17 protein-coding genes and 1 pseudogene are annotated in these 26984 nt (G+C 51.4%); 12 read left to right on the plus strand and 6 right to left on the minus strand.

Annotated elements, in window-relative coordinates; translation table 11 throughout:
- Window positions 1–345 precede the first annotated feature (345 nt).
- Window positions 346–2457, plus strand: coding sequence for an elongation factor G (locus SE18_RS14025; RefSeq protein ID WP_054535093.1), 2112 nt, complete (start codon window positions 346–348; stop codon window positions 2455–2457).
- A gap of 329 nt (window positions 2458–2786) precedes the next feature.
- Here the strand turns inward: SE18_RS14025 and rpsT are convergent, their stop codons facing one another.
- Window positions 2787–3074, minus strand: coding sequence for a 30S ribosomal protein S20 (gene rpsT, locus SE18_RS14030; RefSeq protein WP_054535094.1), 288 nt, complete (start codon window positions 3072–3074; stop codon window positions 2787–2789).
- A gap of 102 nt (window positions 3075–3176) precedes the next feature.
- Between rpsT and murJ the strand changes: the two genes are divergently transcribed.
- Window positions 3177–5000, plus strand: coding sequence for a murein biosynthesis integral membrane protein MurJ (murJ, locus tag SE18_RS14035; RefSeq protein ID WP_054535095.1), 1824 nt, complete (start codon window positions 3177–3179; stop codon window positions 4998–5000).
- Between the two features lie 112 nt (window positions 5001–5112).
- Window positions 5113–5541, plus strand: coding sequence for a hypothetical protein (locus tag SE18_RS14040; protein WP_054535096.1), 429 nt, complete (start codon window positions 5113–5115; stop codon window positions 5539–5541).
- A 54-nt stretch (window positions 5542–5595) separates the two neighbouring features.
- Here the strand turns inward: SE18_RS14040 and SE18_RS14045 are convergent, their stop codons facing one another.
- From SE18_RS14045 to SE18_RS14060, 4 genes are all read right to left on the minus strand, one after another.
- The gene (locus SE18_RS14045) at window positions 5596–7077 is read right to left on the minus strand and encodes a glycosyl hydrolase family 8 (RefSeq protein ID WP_054535097.1); all 1482 of its coding nucleotides are present in this window, start codon (window positions 7075–7077) and stop codon (window positions 5596–5598) included.
- An 83-nt stretch (window positions 7078–7160) separates the two neighbouring features.
- Window positions 7161–8984, minus strand: coding sequence for a glycosyl hydrolase family 8 (locus tag SE18_RS14050; protein ID WP_054535098.1), 1824 nt, complete (start codon window positions 8982–8984; stop codon window positions 7161–7163).
- A gap of 165 nt (window positions 8985–9149) precedes the next feature.
- Window positions 9150–11693, minus strand: coding sequence for a glycoside hydrolase family 48 protein (locus tag SE18_RS14055; protein WP_054535099.1), 2544 nt, complete (start codon window positions 11691–11693; stop codon window positions 9150–9152).
- A gap of 175 nt (window positions 11694–11868) precedes the next feature.
- Window positions 11869–14355 carry a glycoside hydrolase family 9 protein gene (locus SE18_RS14060; protein ID WP_054535100.1) on the minus strand — a complete coding sequence of 829 codons (2487 nt, stop codon included), beginning with the start codon at window positions 14353–14355 and terminating at the stop codon, window positions 11869–11871.
- Window positions 14356–14814: 459 nt separating this feature from the next.
- Between SE18_RS14060 and SE18_RS14065 the strand changes: the two genes are divergently transcribed.
- From SE18_RS14065 to SE18_RS14085, 5 genes are all read left to right on the plus strand, one after another.
- Complete coding sequence (locus tag SE18_RS14065) at window positions 14815–15837, plus strand: LacI family DNA-binding transcriptional regulator (RefSeq protein ID WP_054535101.1); 1023 nt, start codon at window positions 14815–14817, stop codon at window positions 15835–15837.
- A 125-nt stretch (window positions 15838–15962) separates the two neighbouring features.
- On the plus strand, window positions 15963–17417 hold the full coding sequence (locus SE18_RS14070) for a sugar ABC transporter substrate-binding protein (RefSeq protein WP_054535102.1): 1455 nt from the start codon (window positions 15963–15965) through the stop codon (window positions 17415–17417).
- Between the two features lie 78 nt (window positions 17418–17495).
- The gene (locus SE18_RS14075) at window positions 17496–18473 is read left to right on the plus strand and encodes a carbohydrate ABC transporter permease (protein WP_054535103.1); all 978 of its coding nucleotides are present in this window, start codon (window positions 17496–17498) and stop codon (window positions 18471–18473) included.
- A gap of 11 nt (window positions 18474–18484) precedes the next feature.
- Window positions 18485–19378: a carbohydrate ABC transporter permease gene (locus SE18_RS14080; protein WP_083469911.1), complete on the plus strand. Its 894-nt coding sequence runs from the start codon at window positions 18485–18487 to the stop codon at window positions 19376–19378.
- Between the two features lie 123 nt (window positions 19379–19501).
- The gene (locus SE18_RS14085; RefSeq protein WP_054535104.1) at window positions 19502–21826 is read left to right on the plus strand and encodes a GH116 family glycosyl hydrolase; all 2325 of its coding nucleotides are present in this window, start codon (window positions 19502–19504) and stop codon (window positions 21824–21826) included.
- A gap of 97 nt (window positions 21827–21923) precedes the next feature.
- On the opposite strand, the gene SE18_RS27820 is transcribed toward SE18_RS14085, so the two are convergent.
- Window positions 21924–22427: a ribosomal protein L7/L12 gene (locus SE18_RS27820; protein WP_054535105.1), complete on the minus strand. Its 504-nt coding sequence runs from the start codon at window positions 22425–22427 to the stop codon at window positions 21924–21926.
- Between the two features lie 454 nt (window positions 22428–22881).
- Between SE18_RS27820 and SE18_RS14095 the strand changes: the two are divergent.
- The 4 genes and pseudogenes from SE18_RS14095 to SE18_RS14110 all read left to right on the plus strand — a co-directional run.
- A pseudogene (locus SE18_RS14095) lies at window positions 22882–23082 on the plus strand (Rdx family protein); the annotation flags it as partial.
- Between the two features lie 107 nt (window positions 23083–23189).
- Window positions 23190–24143, plus strand: a complete 954-nt coding sequence (locus SE18_RS14100) for an NAD-dependent epimerase/dehydratase family protein (RefSeq protein ID WP_054535107.1) — start codon at window positions 23190–23192, stop codon at window positions 24141–24143.
- Window positions 24140–26404, plus strand: coding sequence for a GAF domain-containing sensor histidine kinase (locus SE18_RS14105; protein WP_054535108.1), 2265 nt, complete (start codon window positions 24140–24142; stop codon window positions 26402–26404). The genes SE18_RS14100 and SE18_RS14105 overlap by 4 nt, the downstream gene beginning before the upstream one ends.
- Window positions 26397–26897 (plus strand): cyclic nucleotide-binding domain-containing protein, encoded by a 501-nt coding sequence (locus SE18_RS14110; RefSeq protein WP_054535109.1) that lies wholly within the window; start codon window positions 26397–26399, stop codon window positions 26895–26897. Before SE18_RS14105 ends, SE18_RS14110 begins: the two co-directional genes overlap by 8 nt.
- The last annotated feature ends 87 nt before the right edge of the window (window positions 26898–26984 follow it).

The following is a 26984-nucleotide window of genomic DNA, read 5'->3' on the forward strand; positions in this document are numbered from 1 at the left end:
GGTGTACTATCTATTCAAACCTTCTCCTCTCTCTTCTCTCCCACAAGCGGCTCCATTATGCGAGCCGTTTGTGGTTTAAAACGCTTTTTTACTTCCCTCAAGCCAAAACTCTTTGCTTTTGCACTTAAAAATTTTTGATTTATCTCCAAGGGTAGCGAAACTGTAACATTCTGTCACTTGGCGCATGCTATGCTCAAAGCCTAAACCGCGAGCGCCCAAGCATAGTGGTTTAGGTTATTAAGGATTAAGCTTGCCGTTCGCTCGCGACGGCGCTATAATCGACAGACAATCAACCCTCACATTGATTCCGTCGTCGTTTCAAGTAACTCCAAAGGAGGAGTCTCTATGAAAGAGTACGGTCCGGATCGTATCCACACAATTGGCCTATTTGGCCATGGCGGTGCTGGCAAAACCACCCTCGCTGAAGCCCTGCTTTTTGCCAGCAAAGCCCTCCCACGCATGGGGCGCGTTGAAGATGGCTCAACCGTGAGCGATTACGATCCCGATGAAGTCAAACGCCACGCCTCAATCAACCTCTCGGTAATTCCAATCGAATGGAACGGCAACAAGTTCAATTTTATCGATGTGCCTGGCTATGCCGATTTTCGCGGCGAAGCTGCTGCGGCGCTCAGGGTTATCGATGGTATGGTTCTGGTGCTCGATGCTGCTGGCGGGGTCGAAGTTGGCGCAGAATTGCTTTGGCAAATGGCTCGTGAGGCGAATATCCCACGAGTTGTTTTTATTAACAAGCTTGATCGCGAAAATGCCAACTTTCAACGGACTGTCGAACAAGCCAAAGGCCTGCTGAGCGAGGCAATCACGCCGATGCATATGCCTATTGGCAGCGGCGCCAACTTCAAGGGCATTGTTTCGTTGCGCAAACGCAAAGCATGGCTGCATCATAATGGCAAAGATGGAGCCTATGAGATTGCCGAAATTCCTGCTGAGATTCGCCCAGCAGCGCTGCAAATGGCCGATGGCTTGATTGAAAAAATTGCCATGACCAACGACCACTTGATCGAAGAATATTTGGAAGGCGGCGCAGAAGCGCTTAGCGATGAAGAGCTTCGCCAAGGCTTTCAGGCTGCAATCAATGCACATACGATTATGCCGCTGTTTATCGGCTCGGCAACCACGCTTTCGGGCATTCCTCAGTTGCTCGATGGCATTCTCGATGCGATTCCTTCAGCTGCCAAGCGTTTGACCACCGCCCACGATTTGCGCAACGATGATGATTATTTTCTCGAAGGCAAAGCAGATGAGCCGCTGAGTGCGCTGGTTTTCAAAACCCACGTCGATCAATATGTTGGGCGTTTGAGCTGCTTCCGCGTATTTAGTGGCGAGCTGCACTCAAATTCGGTGGTGCGCAATGCGCGTACAGGCCGCGACGAACGGATTGGGCAACTCTTCCAGCTGCGCGGCAAGGAGCAAACGCCAGTCTCGGTGGTACGTGCAGGCGATTTGGGAGCTGTGGCCAAGCTCGCCGACACCCTGAGCGGCGACACACTCTACGGCCCTGAAAATCCGCTGCGTTTGCGCGGTATTAGTTACCCCGAAGCCGCCTTTACCGCCAAAGTCACCCCACACTCCAAAAACGACCTCGACAAGTTAGGCAATGCACTGCATCGAATTATTGAAGAAGACCCGATTTTGCAGCTTGGACGCGACATCCAAACTGGCGAAACCTTGCTTTCGGGCTTGAGCGAAAGCCACTTGAATTTTGTTGCCGAACGAGTGAAGCGCAAATTCGATGTGCATTTCGATTTGGCAATTCCCAGCGTGCCCTATCGCGAACGCATCAGCAGCACTGCTAGCTCAACCTATCGCCATAAAAAGCAAACTGGTGGAGCTGGCCAATTTGCCGAAATTTCGCTGCGACTTGAGCCATTGCCAGCCGATCCCGATCGCGCTGATCCACTTGAATTTGCCAGCGAGATTGTGGGTGGAGTGGTTTCGCGTTCGTTTTGGCCTGCGATTGAGAAGGGCATTCGCGAATCGATGGCGTTGGGCGTGCTTTCTGGCCACCCAGTGATTGACGTGAAGGCGGTGATTTACGATGGCAAGGAACACCCAGTTGATAGCAAAGAAATTGCCTTCAAAACTGCTGGTAAATTTGCCTTCCGCGAAGCTGCCCGCAAAGCCAATCCCGTGATTATCGAGCCAATTTATGTGCTGAATATCAATGTTCCCGATGAATATGTTGGCGATATTTTGAGCGATTTGAATGGCAATAAACGCGGGCGGGTGCAAGGCATGGAGCAAATTGGCCATAGCCGCACCTTGATTACCGCCCATGTGCCATTAGCCGAATGCCAACGCTATTCGACCGATTTGCGTTCGATTACCCAAGGCCGTGGCGATTTTGTGATGCGGCTTGATCATTATGATGATGTGCCCCATAGCGTCGCCCAAACCATCATCGCCAATGCCAAGCAACACCACGACGACGATGAATAGAGCTGATAAAGGATGAGGGATGAAGGCAGAAATCAAAAGTCAAAAGTCAAAAATTTAACGTAGCGGCGCAGAGAACCAAAGGATGAAGGATGGAAATTCGGGCTATAGGCTTTGGGAACAATTCCTATAGCCTATAGCCAACAGCCCATAGCCAATAAATCTCTGCGCCTCTGCGTTAAAACCCCGATCTCTTATCCCCTATGTTCTATGTTCTATGCTCTATGTTCTTACTTCCCGATCCCCAACCCCCAACAACCGATCCCCGAATTAAAGCAAAAAAGCCCACAGATGGGGCTTTCATTGCAGAACAGTGCTAAAAATGGCAGAGCTTATTGCACGGTGGTGCGGGTGCCGATGCCATTAGCAATGTTGAAGCGGCGAACCAACCGTGATTTGCGGCGGGCTGCTTGGTTTTTGTGAATGATGCCTTTAGCGGCTGCTTGATCCAAGGCTTTCAACGCTGCTGCCAACGATTCTTTGCTAGCTTCGTTTTTGGCATTGACGCTTTGGGCTGATTTCTTGACCAAGGTTTTAAGTTGTGAGCGCACCATAACGTTGCGAGCATGGCGGCGAGCAGTTGTCCGAATGCGTTTGCGGGCTGAAGCTGTATTAGCCAACGTGACCTCCTCGAAGGTTTGGTATCATAAGAAAACGCCGAGGCCACGCAGCCTGCGGCTAATTTGGTTTCGCGACGATGGATTATACCAGAAAGAATCAAAATGAGCAACGAGTCATTATCGCCGACTCCCACGCCGAATTCCAGCCCGTTACGCAAGCGCTCGATGAGTGCAGTGCTCAATAGCGCAATCGTGATGTTGGGCTATTTATTAAGTCGGGTGATTGGGATTGTGCGCCAAACGGTCTTGTCGAGCTACTTTGGCACCAATATTGTCAGCGATATTTATACCACTGCCTTTCAAATCCCCGATTTGCTGTATTTGGTGATTATTGGCGGCGCGTTGGGCACAGCCTTTATTCCAATTTTTATCGAAGCCTATACCAACCAAACCCATGAACGAGCGTGGCAAGTTGCCAATTTGGTGATTAATGCCGCCTTGGCTGTTTTGAGTGTGGTTTCATTAGCAATTTTGCTGCTGGCCGCCCCGCTACTGCGTTGGCTTAACCCCACTTATACCCCTGAACAACTCGGTTTGGCGATTTATTTGGTGCGCTTATTTATGCTCTCGCCGTTGCTGCTTGGCTTGGGTGGTTTGGCAATGGCAACGCTGAATGCGCTTGATCATTTCACCATGCCAGCCTTGGTTCCGGTGATTTATAACGTGGCGATTATTGCGGGGATTGTGCTAATTGGGCCGTTGCTGGTGCGTTTTGGCTTGGTGCAACACCCGATTAGCGTGGTTGAGCATAATGGCCAAGCGGTGTCGATTGAAGGCGCTGCCTGGGGCGTGGTGCTGGGTGCGTTGCTCTATTTGGTTTGTCAATTGCCGGTGCTCTATCGGGCGGGCTTTCGCTACCAAGTGTTGTTCAATTGGCGCGATGCTGCCTTGCGCCGGATTGGCCTGTTGATGGGGCCGCGGGTCTTTGGCCAAGCAGCGATGCAAATCAACACCATTGCGATTTTCAGCTTTGCCAAATTGCTTGGCGATGGCCGCGCCACGGCGTTGAGCAACGCATTAACGTTGATGTTGTTGCCGCATGGCATTTTTGCCCTGAGCCTAGCAACCGTGATGTTTCCCCAACTCAGTCGCTTGGATGCAGCAGGCGATGAGGAAGGCTTTAATCAAACGACGCGCAGCACCTTGGGCACAGTGTTATGGGCAATTATTCCTGCCGCTGTTGGCTTGCTGCTGCTGGCCACGCCAATTGTCCAAGTGCTGTTCCAACGCGGCAACTTCGATAGCCAATCGACTTTGTGGGTGGTGCAAGCCTTGATGATGTATGCCACAGCGTTGCCAGCATTTGGCGCTGCCGAAATCTTGATTCGCGGCTTTTATGCGCGCCAAGAAACCACAATTCCGGTGGTGATTGGGATTGTGACCGTGGTGTTGAATATTGGGCTGTGTTGGATACTAACTCGTTATAGCACCAGCCATATTGTGCTGGCTGGCGCATTTAGCGTTACCAACAATCTTGAATTGTTGTTGCTGCTGGTGATGTGGCGGCGGCGCAATGGCAACCTTGATGGTGCTGGTCAATTGCAGCGTTCGTTGCTAATTACGCTGCTTAGCTCATTGGCGATGGCGTTGGTGTTGCAAGCGCCGATATTTAGCCTGTTGATTGTTGGCTTGCTTGGCTTAAATTATGGGTGGCGCCGTTTGAAAGCCGAGCCGCTGCCCCAATGGCTGGGCTTTGCAATTGCTGCGATCGGTGGCTTGGGCTTGGCATGGCAAACCAACGTATTCGATCTAAAGGCTTGGGTGCAAATTGCGCCACAAGCCCAAAGTTTATGGAGTTTGCTTGGTTCGCTGGTGGTTAACGGCTTCTTGGCGATTGCGATTTATTTTGCGTGTTCAAGCGCCTTGGGTGCGCCCGAAGCAGCAGTCTGGCAACAACGCATTTTGGGGCGACTGAAACGACGCTAAATCAGCTGTGAGCTAATTCACACTAAAATTGCTCAATTCGTGACAGAACATGACACACAAGCCAATTATAGTATCTCCATCAACAGAAAATTGTTTATGGAGGAACGTATTCATGGCTACACGACGGATTTCAACGCTAGTAATGGCAGTTTTGGGTTTGATTATGTTAGTTGGTTTATTCTTGCCCTATATTCAAAGCACAAGCTCGCCAGATTTAAAGATTAGCGTGTTTCAAGTGCTTGGTGGTGAAATTAGCGATTTGATTCCAGCAGCAAATAAAACAATTTATCTGGTTATCGGTGCTGCTGTGGCAATTGGTGGTTTGTTCGCATTACTGAGCCTGACTGGCAAAAAAGTATTTGGCGTTTTCAGTATTATTGCAAGTTTTTTGATTGCTGCATTCCATGGCTTGCTCACGATTGGATTCTCGGAAAAACGCGATATTGTGGCAGGCTTAGGGTTTTGGTTGCTCTTAGCAGCAAGCTTGGTTTTGTTTGTTACGAGCATTGTCTTTGTTGCGCGTAAACCAAAACTTATCTAATTAATTGTGACGGACGGCGGCAGTTCCACCCAACTGCCGCCGTTTTGTATTTAATTAGCGATTGGATTTAGCAAACGGTAGATACATACGAAAATTCAAATTTGGCACCAGCGTTGGTGTGCGACTTGGGGTGATGGTAATTGTCGCGGGTGTGCCAGTCGCAGTGCGAGTTGGCGTATTGCTTGGTGTCGTCGTTGCAGTACGAGTTGGGGTGTTGCTTGCGGTTGGCGTTGCGGTACCGCCATTGCCTGCCAATCCCAGCTCATACAAATTGGGAAAGTTGCCCGTTAGCAACAACATATTCAGCAAGCGCCAAGCGTTGGGATAATAGCTGTTGGGCGTATCTTTGGTTGCAAGCACGGCGTTGTAGGCTTGTTGCGGCGTGGTTTTCAGGCTGGCGGTTGCAGCGCCACAATTGACAGCTTGCGGAGCTGGCGCGGCCCAAATCGCGGCAGCAGCATTGGCCACGAAGAACACACCGCGATAATTATCAACCGAGGTGCCATCGAGCCGATAGCGCGCTTGTAGGTTGTCGATGCCGACACTACTGAAAAAACCGCCAATTTCGTTCATGGTTTCGCGTGAGCTGGCGGTGTTATACCACGCTTTATCGATTGCGATGCGCCATGCAAAGCGCGCTGCATCGTAGCTCCACCACGCCGATTCCTCAGGCTGCCACGAAACATATTGCACATCGCCATCATATTGATTCCAATTTGGCACCAGTTTGGAGCAATTGCCAGCCTTAGCTTGGACTAAATTGGTAATTGCATAGTTGCGGGTATTGACGGCGGCCCATTCGCTATTTTTATTGGTAAATTTACCAAAAACGGTGCTATAGCCAGGCGAAAAATAAGAGAGATTAACAATACCTTCAGTATATTCGGTCGCTGTTGACCAAGAATCACCTGGCAGCAGCTCGTTGCCTTGGTTGTTGGGCAAACCAGCAGGTGGGTTGCTGCCAGCATGATCAACTTCGTAGCTATAAATATTGTTGATCATCGTGGTTGCTAGGCTGCAATAATTCAAGCCGTTGCTGCTGGCGGGCCAAACCCCTTGTTGCACTTTGACACAGGCATTGACAAGGCCCAAAGCCATATCTTCATCGCCATCGGTCGCAGCGCCGCTCCCATTAATTTGGCCTGGATTGCCGATGTGCCAGTGCATCAAGCCGCGACTGGTCAAATAGTCGCGCGTGAAGAGCCAAAGCCCATCGAAGGTCGTCTGATCATCGAATAACGAGGCAAACAGCAGTCCATAGCCTTGGCCCTCGGAAACCGTCGTGCTATTGCTGACCCCACCAAGAACGCGTAGGCGATTGCCGCCGCCAGCGTTGTTGCTGGTAATTTGGGCGCTTTTCCATTCGTTCCAAGCTTGGGTGAGATCGGTCACATTGTAATTAATGCCAGAAGCTTGATTATAGGGAAAGGTAAAGCCTTGTGGGCTAGCCTTGGCTGCTTGCTCACGTGGCAACGTGAAGCCGAGAGCCACCAAAATTGCCAAAATAAGCCAACGCGTATGGAATGCTTGCTTCATCGTGCTTGCTCCTGCACACAAAAACAAGGATGCAGCTAAAACTGCATCCTTGCAATAAACCGACGGCTAGTATACCAAGAATCTTATGGCGCGACGCTACATGCAGTGCCATTTAAGCTAATGCTGCTTGGCTTCGCGTTGCTGCCGCTGTAGGTTCCTTGGAAGCCAAAGCTCGCAGTGCCACCACTAGCGATCGAGCCATTCCAGCCAGCGCTAGTGACGCTAACGTTTTGGCCACTTTGGCTCACAACGCCATTCCAAAGATTAGTAATTTGTTGATTGCCTGCGAATGTCCAAGCGACATTCCAATTATTAATCGCTGACCCATTGTTGCGAATGCTGACATCGGCGGTGAAGCCATTGCCCCACTGATTGCTGATGGTATAGGTGATTTGGCATGCGCCTGCAATTGGGGTGTTGGTTGGCGGCACGCTAGTTGGCACAGGTGTGTTGGTTGGGCGAATCGTTGGAACTGTTGTATTGGTTGGCAACACATTGGTTGGGACTGGGGTGTTGGTTGCTGGAACTGTCGTATTAGTTGGCAACACGTTGGTTGGGACTGGGGTGTTGGTTGCTGGCACGGTTGTATTAGTTGGCAATGGCGTGCTGGTTGGTGTAACACCGTTGGCCAATTCATAAATATTGGGGAAGTTGCCAGTCAGCAACAACATGCTCATCAAGCGCCAAGCATTGACATAATATGAATTAGGTGCATCTTTGGTTGCTAAAACCATGTTATAGGCTTGTTGCGGGCTGGTTTTGAGCGTGCCCGTGGCAGCACCACAATTGACAGCCTGCGCAGCAGGCGCGGCCCAAATTGCGGCAGCAGCATTGGCCACGAAGAACACGCCGCGATAATTATCAACCGAGGTGCCGTTCATGCGGTAGCGCGCTTGCACGTTTTCGATGCCAACGCTGCTGAAGAAGCCACCAACTTCGTTCATGGTTTCGCGTGAGCTAGCGGTGTTGTACCACGCTTTATCGACAGCAACCCGCCATGCGAAGCGCGCTGCATCATAGCTCCACCAAGCGTATTCTTCTGGCTGCCACGAAACGAGTTGAGCATCGCCATCATATTGGTTCCAGTTGGGTACAAGCTTCGAGCAGTTGCCCGGGCGTGATTGAGCGAGGTTGGTAATTTCATAATTGCGGCTGTTGACCGCTTCCCATTGACTGGTTTTGCCAGTGAATTTACCAAACACGGTGAAATAACCAGGCGAGAAATAGGAAAGATTGACGATCCCTTCTGGATAATCGCGGGCCAAGTTCCAGCCATCGCCGGGCAATAATTCGTTGCCTTGGTTGTTGGGCAAGCCAGCGACTGGGCTTGAGCCTGGGTGATCAACTTCGTAGGTATAAATATTGTTGATCATCGTCGTTGCTAAGCCACAATAATCGAGGCCATTGCTGCTTGGTTGCCAAACGCCCTTGCGCACCTTGACACAAGCATTGAGCAAGCCTAGCGCCATATCTTCATCGCCATCGGTGGCGGCATAGCTCCCGCGCAATTGGCCAGGATTGCCAATGTGCCAGTGCATCAAGCCGTTGGGGTCAAGGTGATCGCTGGTGAACAACCACAAGCCGTCAAGCGTGTTTTGGTCGTCGAAGAGCGAGGCAAACAACATGCCATAGCCTTGGCCTTCGGAAACAGTCGACGAATTATCGACCCCACCCATCACGCGTAGGCGATTGCCGCCACCAGCGTTGTTGGCGGTGATCATGTTGCTTTTCCACTCGTTCCAAGCCTGGGTGAGATCGGACACATTGAAACTAATGCCAGATGGTTGATTATAGGGAAACAACAATGGGCTGACATTATTGCCTTGAGCTGGTTTGGATTGCAACCAGGTCACGCTCATGAGCGTGAGTAACGCCACGAGTAGCAATATTTTGCGCTGCTTTAACATCAAACAACCTCCCAAAAGCACAATTGAGAAAAAAGAGGGCGGGCAATCAATTACTGCCGCCCTCAATGTACTCTTTATTAAAATATTTAATGAACAGGCGAAAAGTTCAAAGTACTATCTAGTAAGTGATGCTCGCCAGCGATTGCTGACGAGCATCGATAACGCTTATTGGAACAAGCGATCGTATTCGGCGTATGCCATTGCGATGTCTGCTTGGGCCCAGAAGCGGTGGTAGGTGAAGGTTGGGGCTGGGCCACCATTGAGGTAGGCTTGCACTGCTGGGAATGCTGGATCATCTTCATACTTGGTGCGAATGCTCAAGAACGTCGATGAATTGTTGATTGGATCACCATTGGCCATGGTGCCAGTCCAGCCGTTTGGCACAGACACTGGATCATCGAAGCGGTTGTAGTCGCGGCGGGTTTCTGGGTTAGCAACGCCCTTATCATCGCGATACTCCGTCCACATGCGGTCGATCAACTCTTTGGCCATGGTTTGTGAAGCAACGTGTTGGGTGCCATAGCGCTTGGTTGCAGCGCTGTAGTACATCAAGGTTTTGGCATAGGCGGCGGCAACACCCACGTCTTGGGTTTTATCAACAACCGTGACGTGCAAGTTGGTGTTGGCGGCTGGGTTGCTGGCGTTCCAAGTCGCTGGTTGGCCAGTCCATGCCAAGGTTGATGGAATTTCGTAGCTGCCATTGCTGGTCAAGGTGGTGTTGGCCAAGGCCCAAGTTACCCACTTGTCGAGCACGTTTTTGGCTTTGACATCGCCTGAAGCGTAGTAGTATTCAGCGACCCGTTCCATCGACCACGCTTGGAAACCAAACCAGGTGTTGCTCGCAGGATCGTGATAGACCGGTTTTTCGTCGTAGGCCATGTTGTAGAAGGTGCTCGTGCCTGCTGGCGGCGTTTCGTAGCGGCCATTCCAGCTGTTGGTAGCGCCACCTGCGATTGCGCCTTCGCTTGATTGCAACCAGGTGTAGAACTCAATTTGGCGGGTCAAGCTGGTGTTCCAGTCGCGAGCGCCGTTGGGTGAAGCTGGTTTGAAGGCTGGTTGGCTGCCCAAGATCCAGGCTGCCATTGGGTTTTGGTAGCCAAAGTGATTGTGGCTGCTGCCGATGCGCCATGCCCAGCCGCCGCCGTTGCCAATCGAGCCGCCCCAAGCGTAGTACCACGACAACAGATAGTGAGCGCTGTTGTAGCCTGAGCCTGCTGGGCACGAGGTTGATTTACAGCCAATTTGCTTGAAGTACTTGTCGAAGAAGGCGTAGCGCAGGTAGTCGCCCATCTTGGAGGCTTTGGTTACCAAGCCATTGACGATTGGTGAGCCGCCTTGTTCGTCGGCCCATACTTTAGCCCAGTAGATTGCTTGGACAGCGCGGGCATCAGCATCGGGAGCGTTGGTGTAGCGCCATTGGCGAGCGTAGCTAGCATCGCCAGTGAACAAGTCTAAGAAGCCGTTGGGGCCGCCATCGTTGAAACTTTCCCACGATGGATGGGGCACGGTTTCCCACACTGATTCTTGTGCGCCACGTTGGAAGGTGTTGATATATGATGGTTTGCTGGTGCCATCGCCACGGCGGCCATAGCCATACCAGTTATCGACGTCGAGCAACCAGTGCATGCCATAAACATCGCTGGTGCCATAGGCCGAGCGCAATTCAGCGGCAATTGGGTCTTGGCCAACTGAAACGTTAGTTTGCAATTGTGATGGATATTGGCTAGGCAGTTCCCATTCGCCAGCGTAGGTGGCTGGGCTATTGGCATTGTATGAACCACTGCTTGGTTGATCTTGGCTGGTTGGAATGATGTACATTTCCATGTTGCGCCAAGCATCGGCTAATGGTTGCCAGTTGCCAGTTGCTTCGCCGTACATGGCTTCGAGCCACAACCAGTAGCTATAGGCTTCGGAAGTGGTTTCGTGGCCATAATCTGGGGCTTCGACAATCAAGGTTTCGATTGAGTGATAGGGCACACCTTCGGCGCTGAAGTAACCATTGGCTGGGTTTTTCAACTCAGCGTACAGCTCTAAGAAGCGTTGATCATACGTATCATCGCCTGGGAGCGTTGGCGTGCTGGTTGGTGGTACCACGGTTGGCGTATTGGTTGGCCGTGGGGTGCTGGTTGGGCCGTTGGTTGCGGTTGGTGGCACGGTTGTGTTGGTTGGCCGCGTCGTTGCGGTTGGCGGCACAGCCGTGTTGGTTGGTGGTACAACGACGGTGTTAGTTGGCCGCGTCGTTGCGGTTGGTGGCACGCTGGTATTGGTTGGGCCACTGGTTGGGGTTGGGGTGTTTTCACCACAAACCACGCCATTTAAGGTAAACACGGTTGGCAGGGCGTTAGCTCCGCTGTAGGTACCTTGGAACCCAACGTTAACAGCGCCACCGCTGCTAATTGCCCCGTTCCAGCCAGCGTTGCTGACCGTCACTTGGTTACCGGTTTGGCTGACAACTCCGTTCCAGAGGTTGCTAATTTGCTGATTGCCAGCAAACGTCCAGCTGAGCGTCCAGCTACTGAGGGCTGCGCCATTATTCTGAATGTTGACATCACCTAAGAAGCCATTGCCCCATTGATTGGGAACGCGATAGGTGACAACACAACTGGCAGCAGCGGCGGTTGGCTTGGCATTATGGGTGGTTAATAAGCCACCAATCATTGTTAGCAGCGCTAACAACATCGCCCCACGGGCATAATAGTGCCGAGACATACATGCTCCTTGGATAAATAAAAAGTTCGGAGACAATACGAAGCGAACCTCTGCCCAATCGACGGCAGAGCTATCTATTTCCATACAACTGGCCTAGCCTGGCCCGGGCAATGTTTGCAGCAAACAGCGCGGATCGTTCGCTGCAAACATTGCCGAGGATTTGCCGAGCAGTTGGTTATGGCACAAGCGTACAAGCAGCGCCATTTAGGCTGAAGCTTGTAGGAATGCTATTGGTTCCGCTGTAGGTTGCTTGGAAGCCAACATTGACCGAGCCGCCACTGGCGAGATTTCCGTTCCAGCCAGCGTTGCTGACCGTGACGTTTTGCCCAGTTTGGCTGACCACGCCGCTCCAGAGGTTGCTGATTTGTTGATTGCCAGCAAAGCTCCAGGTCAGCGCCCAGCTGTTGATGGCTGCGCCACCGTTGGTGATGGTCACATCGCCAACAAAGCCGCTGCCCCAATCGTTGGCAAGGCGATATTTGACTTGGCATGCGCCAGCAACAGGCGTGTTGGTTGGCAATGGTGTGTTGGTTGGCAACGCGGTTGCGCTTGGCAATGGCGTTGGGGTGTTGGTTGGGCGGATGGTTGGAGTGAGGCTTGGGCCAACGGTTGGAGTTGCAGTGTTGGTGGGACGAGTCGTTGGCAAGCTGGTTGCGGTTGGCGTAACGTTGCTGCCACCTGGCTCGTCGCCAAAGACCTTCAGGCCATTGTCGTAGACTGGAATCCGGCGGGTTTTGACCCGATCGGTGCTGGTGCCAACACCATTGAACGACCAGTCATTGGTGTTGTCCCATTGTTGGGCGTTGGTGGTGGTTGGCAAAGAAAGCCGAAATTGCACTTCTTTGCGTGATTCGGATTGGCCACCTGGATAGACATTGACTCCGTTGAAGCTCACTTCGACGTAGTAAATTGTGCCAGCCCATGGCTTGAGCGCTGAAACGCCTGAGCCTTGGTTATAGGCTGTGCTCACTGTAACGTCGCTCAAGCCATAGCCAGCAGCAAACACTTCGCTCAAATCAACAAAGTAGCGATAGCTGAGCTTGGTGCTGTTGCGGGCTGGCCAAGCACTTTGGTTGTGCAACACGCCGCTAATTTCGATGAAGCGGGGGCCTGAAGCATTCACTTTGGCTTCCACGAAAAATTCATCTTCAGGTGTTTCAATTGGTGGGAAGCTGGCGAGTGGTTCGCCGCCAAATTCGCGATACATACGTGCCAAGGCGCTGGTGAAGCCAGCGTTATAGTCGGTCGCCACTTCGTTGGCCACATAATCGTTGCGGCTATCGGTGTAGGCATCGCCTGCACCCTTGGCTGGGCCGCCAACCAACGCGCCGTACAAAATATGGCGTTGATTGACTGGATTGCTCAATGAGTCAGTCCATGAGCCGTGAGCGGTGCGATGGTGCACATTGACTGGCGAATTATTGCCGAAGCCGACGACATAGCTGCTATTGCGGGGATTGCTGCCCAGCATATAGTTGATTTGGCTGACCGCAAAATCGTGATAGCGCGCTTTTTTGGTGGCATCAGTAATGTAGTCGCTGTAGACAAAAGCGGCGAATGAGGTGTTGGCCGAGTAGCGCAAGGCTCCCCAAGTATCCAACTGGGCCAAACCGCCTGGCGAATAGGTGATGCGTTGGCCGTTATAACCAACCGTCCAATAATCCAACCAGCGTTCAGTATCATCTTTGTATTGTTGTTTGCCTGTCAATTTGGCCAGCAACAAATAGCAGCCATAGGATTTATCGTCCCAGGCGATGCTCCAGCGATATGATTTGATGGTGCTTTGGGGTTCGGTGCTGAGGTTGGCATAATATTGTTCGGCTTTGTTGAGGTAGCTGGCCTCGTTGGTTGCCCGATACAACCAAATTGCACCCCAGACCAACTCATCGTTGTAGCCGCTCCACGAATTGTAATAGGTGGTGGCATCGGTGATACAGTCGCTATATTTGCCGCGCACTGTGTCGGCAAAGGTATAGAGTTGGCGGGCATGGCTCAGCAAGGTATCAGCATAGGCTGGGTCGGTTGGCCGAAACACAATCGACGAGGCGGCCATGGCAGCGGCGGTTTCGCCAGCCAAATCCGAACCACCACAGGTTGCATCGATTTTGTATGAAGGACGTGGCCCTGCTTGATCATCGAGATGAACAATTTCTGCTGGCCCCCAGAAGGCGTGGTCTTTGCCACCATTGCCAACTTGGCCATAGAGCACATTGGGCGAGGGATGGGCATTGATGAAGTAGTTGTTGACGAAGCGCAAGTTGTTCAGCAATTCGTCAAGCTGGCCGCTTTGGGCATAGGCATCGCGATATTCAACCGCGCCCCACGCCAGCATTGTGGCCGAAGCTGCCATTGGAAAGCCGAATTTGACGTGGTCGCCAGCGTCGAACCAGCCGCCACTGAGATTAAGCCCAACGTCAGCGCCATCGTTGAGCACTGAATCGCCGCGCCATGTCACGCGGTTCCAACTTGGTTTTGGGCCTGCCTGTTGTGCTTCGTAGAAGAAAAAGGACTTTTGCAGTGCTTCGCCGTAGGCATACAGCGGCGCGGCTGCTTTGGTGGGGGTGGTTGGGCTAAGAACTAACCCTGCAATCATCAAACAAGCAACGATTCCGGCGAAAAGTCGCCAGCGTTGGCTCGAACGTTCGAGCGGTGTACTCATCATTGGACACTCCTTCCTACATTGAAGGCTTTAATGTTGATTGCATGTACTTGGCTGCTGTGTGGCACAACAGCCCGATCATGGACGCTGTGGCTTCAGCGCGCTTGTTTGGACAATTGAGACCGCTCCCAATTGCTTTCGATCAAGCGTTGGCTGCGTGGTTGAGGAGGAAGGCGAGTGATGGAGGAGTAGAATGAGATCGCTCCCAAACACAGGTTGTTATGAAAGTAAAAATATCTTAAATGATTCGTTGCAACTTGTCAAGCGTATATTTTAAAAACTTTTTAGATTTGAAATTTGCCTATTTTAAAGGGCTGAAAGCCTACTACACAACCAAGAATAGCCCAAAAGAGCGTTTTGAGCCAAGCACAGCTTGACAAAATACATAAGATCTTTTATTCTCTCTTCAAGACTTCTGAGACCGGTTCCAAAGTATTTTAAATCAGTTTGTGGGGTTTCACCGTGGAACAACTCACGATTCGTCAAATAGCCCAACTTGCGAATGTTTCACGCTCAACCGTTTCGCGGGTAATTAATAATCATCCCAGCGTGCGGCCTGAAGTGCGACAACGGGTGTTGGAAGTTATTCGCGAACAAGAATATGTTCCGCAGGCAGCCGCACGTAGTCTGGCAAGCCGCCGAACCAATGTGGTGACCCTGTTGATCCCACGCAGCTCGGCAGTTATCTTCACTGACCCATTCTTCCCTTTAATTATTCAAGGAATTACCGAAACCTGTTCAGAACGGGATTACTCGGTGATGCTCTCGATGGTGACGGGGCTCCAAGAACGGGATTTCTATCAGCGGGTATTACGCAGTCGGATGACCGACGGTCTGTTGATGCTTTCGAGCGATATTGATGACCCAGTTTTGCCCTTGTTGATTAACGACCAAATGCCGTTGGTCTTAATTGGCGAACACCCCTATATGCAACCAATGTATACCGTTGATGTGGCAAATCGGGCAGGTGCAGTGCTGGCAGTCAATCATTTATTGCAACTTGGGCATCGCCGGATTGGGGCAATTACAGGCCTACTTCAGATGAAAACCGCCATTGATCGACGTGATGGCTACAAGCAATCGCTGTTGCAAGCAGGCGTCGCCATCGAGCATCAATTGATGATTGAGGGCGAATTTACCCAAGAGGGTGGCTATGCTGCAATGCGTCAATTGCTAAGCCTCGAAAATCGACCAAGCGCTGTCTTTGTGGCAAGCGACACCATGGCGTTAGGAGCCTTACGGGCTATTTACGAGGCCGGTTTACATGCCCCGCATGATATTTCCTTGATAGGCTTTGACGATGTGCCAGGCGCGGCCTACACAACCCCCGCCCTGACAACAATTCACCAACCGATTCAAAAACTCGGAAGTACCGCCGCTACGATGTTGCTTGACCATCTCGAAGGGCGACCACCGCTTCAGCAACACATCCGTCTCTCACCTTCGTTAGTCTTACGCCAATCGTGCGGACCACGGGTTTCATAAACCCGCCGGATTCACTAGATCGCATGGTCTGATCGAACACGGGAGTTTTTGGGAGCGATCCCAAATGCGTTCGCATTGGACACTGATGTTCAACCTACTCAACGCCGGAATCAAGGAGGATTCGTATGCAACGCTCACGCCGTCCGTTTATTAATTGGCTGACCCTCTTAACCCTGATCTCAATGATCTTAGTTGCTTGTGGTGGTGCTGAGACCGCTCCCACCGCAACCACTGCGCCAGCTGCAACCGCAACGACTGCGGCCCAAGTTGAGCCAACCACTGCGGCAACTGCCGAAACCGCAGCAACCACCGAACCAGCAACCGCTGAGCCAGTTGCTGGCGAAGTAACCTTGAAGCTGTGGCACATGCCAAACGGTGCTGCTCCAGCAGATGCTATCCAAGCAGAAATCGATGCTTTCGAAAAAGCTAACCCAGGCATTAACGTTGAGCCAGAAATGCTCGACTGGGGTGCAGCATTCCAACGCATCCAAACCTCGGTGCAAGGTGGCGAAGGCCCATGTTTGACCCAATTGGGTACGACCTGGAACCCAACCTTTGCTGCAATGGGTGGTTTGCGCCCATTCACCGCTGAAGAAATCACCGCCATGGGTGGCAGCGATAGCTTCGTCGCCGCTTCATGGGCAACCTCACAATTGCAAGGCATGGAAGGCACGTTCTCGATTCCATGGTTTGCTGATGTGCGCGCCTTGGCCTATCGCAAAGACTTGTTGGAAAAAGCTGGCTTGAAGCCAGAAGATGCCTTCAAGGATTGGGCTAGCTTCAAAACCACCTTGGCTACCATCCAAGAACAAAATCCTGACGTTGCTGGGATCGCTTTCCCAGGCCGCAACGACTGGAACGTTTGGCAAAATAGCTCAATGTGGATCTGGAATAGCGGTGGCGATTTGTTGAGCAGTGATCTCAGCGAAGCAACCTTCAACTCAGATGCAGCTGTGACTGGGGTTTCAGAATTTGCTAACCTCTACAGCAGCAAATTGACCGTCACCAACACCTTGGAATTGAACTCAGCCCAAGTTGATGCTAGCTTCGGCGATGGCCGCACTTTCAGCGCCATCACTGGCCCATGGTTGATCAGCAATGCTCGCACTGCTGCTGACGCTGGTGGCTGGGCTAACCGCACCGTAGCCGACAACTTGGCTTATGCCGAATTCCCAGCAGGCCCAGGTGGCTCATACACCTTCGTTGGTGGTAGCAACTTGGCTATCTTGAAGAGCTGCGAAAACGCCGAAGCCGCTGTCAAGTTCGTTCAATTCTTGGCTGGTAACGAATCACAATTACGCTACAGCCAAGCAATCGGGATGTTGCCAGCAACCAAGACCGCTCAAGCAGATGCAAGCATCGCCAACGATCCGTTGTACAGCGTGTTCATCTCAGCTGCCGCTAAAGGCAAGACCTCAGCACCTATTGCTGAATGGGGTCAAGTTGAGAGCGTGCTCAACGAACAACTTGGTTCACTCTGGGACGATGTAGCAACCGCTGGCGGCCCAGTCAGCGCTGAAGTCGTCAAGACCCGCTTGGATCAAGCTGCTCAAACCGTCAACGAATTGTTGGGTAACTAATCGGACTGATGCTAGGATGCAGGCAGCTTGCTGCTTGCATCCTAGTAGCGACAGCATCCACGCAATGGAGCGACGTTTATGGCTCTGGCACCAAAAAAAAATAAACTCTCATTGTGGCAACGGATTCGGCAAAACAGCCTAGCATATAAATTTATCGCTCCAACCTTTGTAGCGATGCTGGTTGTGCACTTGATTCCGATTGTGCAAGGCTTGTATCTTTCACTCCTCGACGTTCGCCTTACCACCCTGACCCTCTACCTCAAAGCTCCATTTGTTGGGCTGAAATACTACATCGAAGTATTCAACGCGATTTTTGGCATCGGCGAAGATGGCACCAGCTCGCGGGTAACTGGCCTAATTAATGCAGCCTCAAATACCTTAGTCTATACAATTTGGACGAATATTGGCACCTTGGGCCTTGGTTTGATTTTGGCTATGCTGCTGAATCGTAATTTCCGCTGGCGCGGGATTGCCCGAACCTTGGTCTTGTTGCCGTGGGTTGTGCCCACTTTCGTCACTGGCACGATTTTCAATTTTATTTGGCTCGAACAAGGTGGCCTTGCCAATCGCATTTTGCTTGGCTTGAACATTATTGATATGCCAATAACCTGGTTGATTGGCCCGAACTCGCTGTATGCCTTGGTGATTGCCACGGTTTGGCGCGGCTTGCCCTTCACCACAATTATGTTCCTCGCGGCTATTCAGGTGATTCCAACCGACTTATATGAGGCGGCCTCACTTGATGGTGCCAATGGTTGGCAGCGCTTTCGCCACATTACCTTGCCCTTGATTAAGCCAATTGCTGGAACTCAAGTGTTGTTTGGCTTGATCAATGGTTTCTATGGTGGCTATAATATCGCTGTCCAAATGTTTGGCGGTGGTACCGGTTTCGCTGGCGAATACGCCGACTTGCTCGTCCCTGCAATTACCCGTCAAACCTGGGAACGTCACCTATATGGATTTGGTTCGGCAGCCTCAGTGATTCTGATGGGCATGCTGTTGATTTTTGTTGGCATTTGGTATCGTGCATTCCGCGATAGCTTGCGGGCTGAATAAGGAGGCCGTTTATGGGTGTTTCGCTCAGTAAAAAGGCCGAATCGGCCCGATCTGCACGCGCAACGATCAATTACAAAGCATGGTTGCTCGATCGTGGGGGCGATATCTTATTGCTGGTGATCATTGCCTTAATGTTGTTGCCAATTATCTTCTTGATTGTTGGCTCGTTCAAATCGCGCGAAGAGTTTGCAGTGGGCAGTAATTTCTTCCCCAGCGACTGGCGATTTGAAAATTATAGCGAGATGTGGACACGGGTTAAGTTTGGCACCTATTTCAGCAATAGCTTAATTATTTGTGGCATTACCACGCTGGTGGTCACGATTTTGGCATCGATGTCGGGCTATGCCTTGGCCCGTTTTCGCTTCCCTGGTGCTGGCGGGTTGAGTATGGCGATTTTGGGAACCCAATTAGTGCCTGGCACGCTGTTCCTGATTCCGTTGTATATGACCTTCCTTTGGATGAAAAATAACCTTGGAATTCCCTTGATTGGCACCAATTTTGGCGCGATTGTGCTGTATGTTGGGTTCTTTTTGCCAATCTCGCTTTGGATTCAACGCAGTTTCTTTGCGACGATTCCAATCGATTTGGAAGAACAAGCCATGGTCGATGGGGCAACGCGCTTCCAAGCCTTTGTCTATATCGTTATGCCATTGGCCGGCCCAGGCGTCATTTCAACCGCGATCTTTGTGTTCTTGACTGCATGGGACGAATTGTTGTTCGCATGGGTCTTGAATGTTCAAACGATTCCGGTCGGAATTCGCCAATTTACCGGGGTTGCTGGCTCGCAAAATCGCTACGAGTTGCTTTCGGCAGCCTCGGTGGTGATTATTCTGCCAGTTGCTGCGATGTTCTTCCTGTTACAAAAGCGCTTTATCGCTGGCCTTACCGCTGGCGCTGTCAAATAGATTTATTTTCTCAACAACCGGGACAAAGGCGTGCAGACTTTGGCGTTGCTGAGGTCTGCACGTCGCTTTGTTATTTATCGAGCAGTGTTTGGCAATCGCAACCAAACATAGGAGCACAGGATCATGACCGAACAACGCCACCACCCCTCAATTCCTCTCGCAGCGTGGCAACGCCCGCTTGGCCTCGATTATCCGAATGCGGCGATTGCCGCCCACGATCATGGGCCAATTATTGACGATGGAGTCTTTCACGGTTTGCCAATTGGTGGCATGGGTAGCGGGGCGATTGGCCGCAACTTTCGCGGCGATTGGTCACGCTGGCATTTAGAAGTTGGCAAACACATCCATCGCAGCGTTTGGCCGAATCAATGGAGTGTTTTCTGGCAAACTGCCAGTCAACAAGCAGCCCAAGTGTTGTGTACAACCCAACCAGATACTGATGAATTGAGCAGCTGGAATTGGAATTATCCCGTTGGCGCTGGCAATTATCATGCGCTGTTTCCCCGCGCTTGGTTCGATTATCAACACCCAGATTGGCCGCTCGAATTGGTGCAAGAGCAATTTTCACCAGTCTTGGCTGGCAATCTCAAGGAAAGCAGCTTCCCTGTTGGCGTGTTTACGTGGCGCGTAACCAATCGTGGCAGCGAAACAGTGCGCTTGGGATTGATGCTGACCTGGGAGCATACCCGCGCCGTTGAAGCAGCAGGCCTGAACTTGCAACGCCAACACAGCGCTTGGCACGATGGCAATACGACTGGCGTGACCTTGAGCCAAACCAGCGATCAAGCCTTGAGTAGCCACAATGGCACTTGGGCGTTGGCCGTGCAAGCCCCAGAATCGGCGAGCGTCAGCCAATGGACGTGTTGGGATGTAGCCCAAGATGCAGCAGCGTTGTGGCAAGATTTTGCCAGCGATGGTCAATTGGCTCAATATCCAACCAGCCAATCGGTAGCCGCCGACCAACGTAGCGCTACCGCAATTGCCGTAACCCTCGAACTTGCGCCCGGTGAAAGCGCCGTGATTCCGTTCAGCCTCGCTTGGGATTTTCCAATTGTCGAGTTTGCTGATGAAAGCCGCTGGTACAAGCGCTACACTCATTTTTGGGGCACAAACGGCGATCAAGCCCAAGCTTTGGCAACTGCTAGTTTGAACAACGCCAATGCTTGGCGCACGGCAATTGAAGCTTGGCAAAACCCTATTTTGAATGACGATCAACGGCCACAGTGGTATAAATCTGCTCTTTTTAACGAACTGTATTATTTGGTTGATGGCGGCACGTTGTGGGTTGATCGCGCTGTGGGCGAGCCTGAACCTGCTGAGGATTCGGTAGGCTTGTTTAGCTACCTCGAATGCTACGATTATCCATTCTATGGCACGCTCGATGTGTCGTTTTATAGCTCGTGGAGCATCTTGGCCTTGTGGCCAGAGCTTGAACGCGGCGAAATTATTGCCTTCTCCAAAACCGTCAATGATGCTGATGATACGGTTGTGACGATTGTGGCAACCCAAGTGCAAGCGATTCGCAAAGCAGCGGGAGCCTTGCCCCACGATCTTGGTGCGCCCAAAGAGCAACCACTGATCAAAACCAATGCCTACGACTTCCAAGACATCAACAATTGGAAAGATCTCAACCTCAAGTATATTTTGCGCATCTATCGTGATGTAAGCTTGTGGAACGATCAGGCCATGCTTGAAGCAACGTGGTCAACAATTCCAACCGCCTTGGAATACGTGCATCAATTTGATAGCGATGGCGATGGCTTGCTTGATCATAGTGGAGCCGACCAAACCTACGATACCTGGGCGATGAGCGGGGCTGCTAGCTACTCGGCTAGCTTGTTGATTTGTGCCTTGGAAGCGGCAATTCGCTTGGCCCAACGCATGGGCGAGCATGCGCAAGCAGATGCTTGGAGCGAATGGTTGGCTGCTGCCCGCCAAAGTTTTGAAACTAAGCTTTGGAACGGCACTTACTTCCGCTATCACACTGCCGATACCGATTTGCGCGAAGTGATTATGGCCGACCAGTTGGTGGGCCAATGGTATGCAGGTGCAATTGGCTTGCCAGCGGTCGCCCCGCACGCCATGATTCGCTCGGCCTTGCAAACGGTCTATCGCTTCAACGTCATGCACTATGCCAACGGCGCATTGGGTGCGGTCAATGGCATGCATCCAGATGGCACGGTTGATACCAGCTCGAACCAAGCTAGCGAAGTTTGGAGCGGCACGACCTACGCAATCGCGGCCATGATGCTGCAAGAAGGCTTGGATGTGGAAGGCTGGCAAACCGCTTGGGGAGCCTATAACGCCACCTATAACGAACTTGGTTTGTGGTTCCGTACACCAGAAGCATGGGGCGTGGAGCGAACTTTCCGCGCCAGTATGTATATGCGGCCACAATCGATTTGGGCAATTGAGCATGCCTTAGCGGTGCGTGCCAACAAAGCCTGATTAGCGGACAAGCCTCGCTTGTCGAACCTCTTCGCGTCGCCTTGACGCAACCATGCTTTAAAACCACGCTGGATTCTGGCCCAGCGTGGTTTTGCACTTACCACCGATCAACCATATCTTTGGCTTCTTTCAAGCCCAAATTAGTTGCTTGACGCACCAGCTTAATTGCCTGAATTTTGTTGCCTTGGCGGGCGATGGCTTGGGCTTCGCGCAAGAGATCTTCGGGCAAGACTTGAGCTTGAGGCGTAGCGCGATTTGCACTCATCAGCTGGCTGGGATTTTCGCCGCGTTCAATCATTTCGACATAATCTTTGGCTTCTTTGAGGCCAAGGTTGGTTTGCAGCCGCACTTGCTTGATTGCCTCGATCTTCTTGCCTTGGAGTAATAAGCCTTGAATAGCTGCTTGATCGATTGGCTTGGAATCGAAGCCAAGGCCAAATTGAGCACTTGAATTTGGCTCGAAGCTTGGCGTGCGGGCTGGATTGATTGGGGTTTGCTGGAGATTAATGCTGCTACTTGGCCGTTCTGAGCGTTTGCTCCAACGCCAAATCATAATCCCAATAAAGATTGCGGTTGAGATCCACCAAATTTCATTCGGCATATCATTGCTCCATTTAACTGAATGTTATATTGAGAGTGTATGTGAATCTATCATCAATGCAAGGACGAAGCGCGGAACCACGAAGGGCACGAAGCGCACGAAGGCTATTTTAGTCACAGATTCCACAGATTATTTTTGATTTCTGCACTTTATGCTCTCTGTTCTATTTAGGATCAAGACGTGGCAGCAGCACCAAGAATTTCTTTTGCAAGGCCGAAGTTGATCCACGAAGGGCACGAAGTACAGAACCGCGAATTCCATGAATAATTATGTTTTAGCCACAGATTTCATAGATTATTTTTAATTTTTGACTTTTGCTTTCTGATTTGGTTTTGCCTTCATCCCTCATCCTTCATCCTTCTTCTGAGTATAATTAAACCAATGGCTTATTCAATAGAGGAGGCTGCTGATGCAGATCACCATTACCTTTTGCATGTATTGAAACTACACCCCGCGTGCTGTCAGTTTGGCAGCCCAACTGTTGGACATTCATCGCCAAGCGATTCAGCAACTGAGCCTCGTTCCCTCGAAGGGTGGTTGTTTTGAAGTTGAAGTTAATGGGCAATTGCTCTATAGCAAACTTCAGACCGAACGCCATGCCGAGGCGGGCGAAGTCGAGGCCTTGATCGCTGCCTATCGCGACCAACAAGCCTAAACCGCTGCTGCAAGCTCACTTGCGGCATGCAGCGGGCTTGCAGCTTTCACAGGGCCAAATCCGCATGCTATAATCGCAGCCACAGCATCCTAAGCAAGGAGTCTCCCGTGTTGGTTTTGATCACCGGTTCCAGTGGGCAGATTGGCACCAATTTGGCGCTACGCCTTCTCGCAGATGGCCATGAAGTGTTTGGAGTTGATCAACGGGTCAACACGTGGACAAAAGCTTTTGAGTATGTGATTCAGGATTTAGGGGCACCCTACCGCGATTTCGAAGGCGGTATTGGCGGCGTGCCCTATCCCAAGCCCGATGTCGTGGTCCACTTGGCGGCCAATGCCAAAGTTCACGAATTGGTGACCTATCCGCACCGAGCGTTGGAAAATGTGATGACCACCTATAACGTATTGGAATACTGTCGCCATCAACAAGTGCCAATCATTTTTAGCTCATCACGTGAAGTCTATGGTGATATTCATCGCTACTTAACCGAAGAAGCCCAAGCCGACTTTGTATATACCGAAAGTCCATATTCAGCCTCAAAAATCAGCGGCGAAGCATTTATCTATTCCTATGCCCGATGTTACAACCTGCCCTATTTGGTTTTTCGCTTTTCGAATGTCTATGGGCGCTACGATAACGACATCGAACGTATGGAACGGGTAATTCCCCTGTTCATTCGCCGCATTCGCGACGGCCAACCTGTGACCGTCTTTGGGCGTGAAAAAACCCTCGATTTCACCTACGTCGACGATTGTGTCGATGGGATTGTGCGCGGAATCGAGCGGATTGTCAGTGGCCACGTTGCCAATCAGACCTTTAATTTAGCCTATGGCGAAGGCAATACCCTGGTTCGTATGGCCGAATTGATCGCCGAGGCGTTGCAAATTGAAGCAACGATTAACGTGCAACCGTCAAAACTCGCTGGTGAAGTCACCTACTATGTGGCCAACATCGGGCGAGCACGCCAACTCTTGGGTTACACGCCCCAAGTTGCTTTAGCCGAAGGCTTACGGCGAGCTGTCGCGTGGAACATTGCGTGGGATGAGGAACAGCGGCGATGACAGAACGATCACGGCAACGCGGCCATCGACAGCTGCAAACGCTGGCTAGCAAACGGATTCAAACTCGGCTTTTAGCGCTTTCACGGATCATGAACGATATTATGAATGTTGATGATCCTGCGCGCTTGATCACCGCCGCTAGTGCTCAATTGCGCCACGTTTTAGCTGTCGATGCGATTGCAGTGTGGTTTTATAGTCCTACTTCACATCGTTACCTGCTAAGCCACTTCAATAATGCCAGCCACGAGGATTTTAGTGCTGATGATCGCGAGGCGCTCAGTGCCTTGCAAGTGCGCAGCGGCGAGGCGCTGGCTGGGCGCGTCATCAGCGAAGGCCATGCGATTACCGCAAGCAACGTCGATGAATATCGGGCCATGTTTGGGGCGTTGGGTCGCCGCCGCGAGGCGCTTTTCAATCGTTGGCGCGCCTTATTGCCCATTTCGTTTCAAGTAACTGCGTTTACCTTGGGTGGCAATGGGCGGCCCAGCGGCGTAATTGAGTTTTTTTGTAGCAAACCCAGCCTCAACGCCAATTCGGCTGCTTGGTTGCAACCAACCCTCGATCAACTGGGTTCGTTGTTGCAGTTGGTGCGCCAACAGGCCGATGCCCGTGGCCAACGCCGCCGCTTGGCTGCACTCGATGCAGTTGTCACTGCAATCAGCACCTCATCCGATTTGCCCGACTTGCTGAATGTGGCTTTGTTGGTGGTGATTGAGGTCGTCAGCGCCAATGGAGGAGCAATTTGTTTGGCCTCGCCTGGTGGCCGCAGCATGTCGTTGGCCGCTCAACACCAACTTCCGCCGCGTGAGGCGCTGCTGCTTGGTTCGAGCCAAGCCAATAGCGTGCTCGAAGATGTAGTCTATTACGGCCAGCCAACCTTGCGACCAGTCATCAGCACCAGCGATCTTGGCGAAGATATTATGGGGCGGGCGGCAATGCCACTCTTGGCAGGCGGCACAATCGTCGGCGTTTTGGTGTTGTATGGCAATTACCAAACCTTGGCCACCAACATCGATTGGCCCTCGCTGGTTTCAATGGGTTCGCAAATTGGGATTGCAATTGCCAATACCCGTTTATATGAAGAAAGCCAGCGCGAACGCCAACGACTTGGCACGGTGATCGAATCAATTGCCGATGGCGTGGCGATTTGTAATGGGATTGGCGAGTTGATTTTGGCCAACGAAACTGCCGCCGGTTTGTTGGAAATTTCGATTTTGCCAACCTTGGCGACGAGCAGCGAAGCAGGCGCACGTTATCTCGATGGCAGTTTTGTTGAAGCCGATATGTTGCCGTTTGCCCGCGCCTTGGCTGGCGAAGTCTTTCGCGATTATCGTTTGATTGTGCCTGGTAGCCAAGATCAAGATGTGGTGCTGAGCTTTAGTGGTGCGCCCTTGCGCCGTTCAGTATTAATTGATAGTGGCGATACTTCGTTTGATGGCGCGGTGATTGTGTTTCGAGATATTACCGAGCAACGCCGTTTGGAAGAAGCCAAAGATGAGTTTTTGGCGGTTGCTGCCCACGAGTTACGCTCGCCATTGGCCGCAATCAAAGGCTATAGCGATTTACTGCTGCGCCGCGAGTTGAAGCAAGCCACTGAAGGCCGCGATTTACGCGGCTTTATTACGCTTAGCCAGCAAGTTAATATTATGGTGCAATTGGTCGATAACTTGCTTGATGTGTCGCGAATTGATGCAGAGCGCTATACGATTCAGCTTGATGCTGTTGATTTGGGTATTTTGCTTGATTCAGTTGTGAACCAAGCTCGTCAAACAGCCAACCATCATACCCTGCACTTTGAGCAACTCAATCACAGCGTTGTGTATGGCGATTCGCTGAAATTGCGCCAAGTTGCCACCAACTTTTTGACCAACGCCATTCGCTATAGCCCACAACAAACCCAAATTTGGGTGCAGGTGTTTAGCGATGAACATTTTGGCTATGTGCAAGTTGATGATCAAGGGCCAGGCATTCCCCAAGCCCAACGCGAACGTTTGTTTGAACGCTACTACAGAGTGCCGGGGATTCGGCGCACTGGCTCAAGCACCGAAGGCTTAGGTTTAGGCTTGTATTTATGTCGCGAAATTATTACACTGCACAATGGGCGGATTTGGGTTGATAGCGCACCGAGCGGCGGCGCACGCTTCTGCATCGCCATCCCGCGCTATATTCCTGAAAAACATGAAACCAACACCACCCAAACCACCCTCGATCTCGATGCATTTTTATTCTCGCCCCAACCAGGCCGGAGGAATGATGAATAGTAGTGTGATTGCAGTATTACGGCGCGTCGATATTTTTGCTGGACTAAACGATCTCGAATTAAGCCAAATTGCCCAGCTTTGCAAAGTTGCCAAAGCCAAAAAAGGCCAAATTATCTTTCGCGAAGATAGTGATGGCGATGATTTGTATGTTGTGCACGATGGCGCGGTGGAAATTCAAGTTCAGACCCGTGGCTCCGACGGCCAAAGCCGCTTATCAACAATTAACACTGCCTACGAAGGCCAAGCGTTTGGCGAAATTGCCATGCTTGGCGGCGGCAGTCGTTCGGCCACTGCGGTTGCCAGCATGAACCCAACCACCTTATTGGTGATCAATGGGCCTGAACTTTCGGCGCTCTGCGATACCAACACCGCGATTGGCTACCGCATTATGCGCAACTTCATCAATGATATGATTTACAAGTTGCGCTCAGCTTCGTTGCTCCTGCGCGGGCATATCAAATGGCAAGATAATCAATTGAGCCAAATTGAATAATTAGGTATCTGCAATTGAGGATCAAAAAACGCGTGGTAACTCCTACCACGCGTTTCTTTTTTGGGGTTTCGATATTATTGCTTGGGG

This window comes from Herpetosiphon geysericola (assembly GCF_001306135.1).
Classification (GTDB): domain Bacteria; phylum Chloroflexota; class Chloroflexia; order Chloroflexales; family Herpetosiphonaceae; genus Herpetosiphon; species Herpetosiphon geysericola.